Source organism: Blautia sp. BIOML-A1, from assembly GCF_009883055.1.
In the GTDB taxonomy this organism is placed as follows: domain Bacteria; phylum Bacillota; class Clostridia; order Lachnospirales; family Lachnospiraceae; genus Blautia_A.
In genome coordinates, this window is the sequence record NZ_WWVR01000076.1 from 1 (window position 1) to 2514 (window position 2514).

At 39.3% G+C, this 2514-nt stretch carries 4 protein-coding genes; 1 reads left to right on the forward strand and 3 read right to left on the reverse strand.

Annotated elements, in window-relative coordinates; genetic code table 11:
* The first annotated feature begins 68 nt into the window (after positions 1-68).
* A complete protein-coding gene (locus GT674_RS16600; protein WP_161286668.1) occupies positions 69-821 on the forward strand; it encodes a helix-turn-helix transcriptional regulator in 753 nt (250 codons plus the stop codon).
* A gap of 99 nt (positions 822-920) precedes the next feature.
* Here GT674_RS16600 and GT674_RS16605 read toward each other — a convergent pair whose 3' ends face one another.
* The 3 genes from GT674_RS16605 to GT674_RS16615 form a co-directional block, all read right to left on the reverse strand.
* Entirely contained in the window at positions 921-1487 is a 567-nt protein-coding gene (locus tag GT674_RS16605; RefSeq protein ID WP_117762285.1) for a CPBP family intramembrane glutamic endopeptidase, read from the reverse strand.
* A 47-nt stretch (positions 1488-1534) separates the two neighbouring features.
* Positions 1535-1912 (reverse strand): TnpV protein, encoded by a 378-nt coding sequence (locus GT674_RS16610; RefSeq protein WP_161286669.1) that lies wholly within the window; start codon positions 1910-1912, stop codon positions 1535-1537.
* Positions 1913-2271: 359 nt separating this feature from the next.
* Positions 2272-2454: a tyrosine-type recombinase/integrase gene (locus GT674_RS16615; protein WP_279286432.1), complete on the reverse strand. Its 183-nt coding sequence runs from the start codon at positions 2452-2454 to the stop codon at positions 2272-2274.
* Positions 2455-2514: the final 60 nt, after the last annotated feature.

A 2514-nucleotide genomic window follows, 5' to 3' on the forward strand; every position in this document is an offset into this window, starting at 1 on the left:
AAGCGTTCTTTTTATTTTTTGCAATTCATCTCCCACCTGTAGAGGAAGGAGAATTCTTGCTATATATTATGTTAAAACTGGAAGAACTGGCAGAGCAAACGGGTATTTCAAAATCGGCTCTTGGCAGTTATGAAAAAGATGACTATAAGGAAATCAATCATGGCAACCTTATCCTGCTGGCAGATTTTTATGGGGTGTCCCTCGATTATCTCTTTTGCCGGACAGAGAACCGGGCGGAGATCAACACACCATTAAGGGAGCTGCATTTGAGTGATGAGATGGTAGCACTTCTGAAAAGCGGTCGGATTAACAACCGTCTGCTCTGCGAACTTGCCACCCATAAGGACTTTATCAAGTTTCTTGCGGACATTGAGATTTATGTGGATGGGATTGCCACCATGCAGATTCAAAACCTCAACGCCCTTGTCGATACCGTCCGGCATGAAATCATTGAACGGTATCGCCCCGGCGAAGATGACCCCCATTTGAAAGTGTTGCAAGCCGCCCATATCAGTGATGATGAATATTTCAGCCACATGGTTCTGGATGACCTCAACCTCATTATCCGGGATATTCGGGAAGCCCATAAAAAGGACAGCGAGAGTGCACCCCAGACCACCGTTGCTGATGAACTGAAAGAAAATCTGGAAGCGGTCGAAAATTTCAAGGGCAGCCGGGATGAAAAGCTCGTTGTACTTTACTGCAAGCAGCTCGGCATCAACTATAAAAATCTGTCAGACGAAGAATTTCGCTGGCTGATTCGGATTCTCAAAAAATCAAAGAAAATGGGAACGCCTATCAGCCAGAGGAAAAAACGGTAAAGAAAAACCGCTGTTGCATGGTTTGTTGGCTTCCATGTAGCAGCGGTTTGTGCTGTGGTTATTCAGTTGATATTGTATAAAGCGATAAACTGTAAGCTATCAATCGCCACTTAGGCGTGTTTTCCCAATAACAATGTAAAACAACGGTATCATTATAATCATTGCTGCTATGATATGTACATATATGAAACTTTGTGTTCCTGTAACAAGAAACAAACTTGTTATTGTATAATTCCATAACCAATGAAATCCTGTGGGCATCCAAATACTCTTTGTAGTGTAAAACATTTCATTGGCAAATATTCCATATAGAAAAGGAAAAATAAACATTACCAGAACAGAAATATTATCGGTATTAAAAATATGTGGTAGTGTAAAAATAAGTGCAGCTATTACGCAACTCAAATACTTATTTTTACATTTTTGCAGCAACAGCCCAAAAATAATTCCTCTAAAAATAACTTCTTCAATAAAGGACACGAAAAAGTAAAATATGAATTTCCCTTTATGATTCATCAACAGTGATAAAAAATCAGTGTCTTGAAGAATTATATTTGATTTGACTGATGAATAAACTATAAACAATACAATGATTGGCATTATAGCTCCAACTGCAAAATTCAGAAAATCTATTTTTCTAAAATATAACCCTATGCTTTTTAACATAACGCACCTTTTAACCTCTGATTTGTCATAATCCTGACACCATACTATTATGAATAAATTATCTCATGCAAAACAATTTCTTCTACCCGATTGTGGATATTATTGCACCGCCGCACCCATTCCATTTGACGGGTACACTTTAATTCCTCGGTTACGCCCTCGGCAATTTTCATCTGCTCCATGATGGTGTCTAACCGTTCCTGTGCCTGTTCGTTCAGGTCTGAAAGATATGTCCATAACTCCCCAGTCAAGGTCAATGTGTTCAATCGGGCTGGATGGATTTCCCTTAAATATTCCCGGTGCAGCCGTCCATACTTTCCAATGGGGCGATGTTCTTCCGGCAGTTTCAGGTCTGGGATGTAGTAATCTCCAACAAGGATATAATCAATTCCGTTTTCCGTTATTCTTGGTTTCAATTCGCTCATGTTTTAATCTCCTCATTCTGGCTCATTTTTTTGCAAGTCTGGCTCTCCAGAAATATTGGTAAATCTTTGGTAAATTTGAGATTGAAGCACAAAAAACGCTTAAAAACGGGACTTATGAGACGATTTGAGACTTTTCATCATGCCCGGTAAATCCTGCCGTGGCAAACAAATAATACTTTTATCATTGTTGACTTATACTCCTTTATGATGACTTATGCGGATTTATGCCGATTTTACAGACATTTCCGGATTTTTGTGTTTCTGGTGTAACTCTGCGTAACTCCTCATATCTCTTCATATCTCTGACATCAATAGTGCTAAATTTAGTGCTAAACTGAAAACTTTTAACACTACGCATTTTAACGACTTCCAGCCATTTTAAGGATCTCATCTTTAGCGTCGTCGTATTTGATATGGGTATATGTATTGAGTGTAACCCCGATATCAGAATGTCCCATCAGGTACTGCAGTGTTTTTGGATTCATGCCGGCACGCGCCTGATTGCTACAGTAGGTGTGTCGACATACATGTGGATGTGTCAAGTATAGGACAAAAAAAATTTTATTTTTTTCTGCCGAAGACTATCTGACGCTTCCATCAGG

Coding starts and splice junctions, on each gene's coding strand:
- GT674_RS16600 (WP_161286668.1), top strand. CDS start 69: ATGTTAAAACTGGAAGAACTGGCAGAGCAAACGGGTATTTCAAAATCG.
- GT674_RS16610 (WP_161286669.1), bottom strand. CDS start 1,912: ATGAGCGAATTGAAACCAAGAATAACGGAAAACGGAATTGATTATATC.
- GT674_RS16605 (WP_117762285.1), bottom strand. CDS start 1,487: ATGTTAAAAAGCATAGGGTTATATTTTAGAAAAATAGATTTTCTGAAT.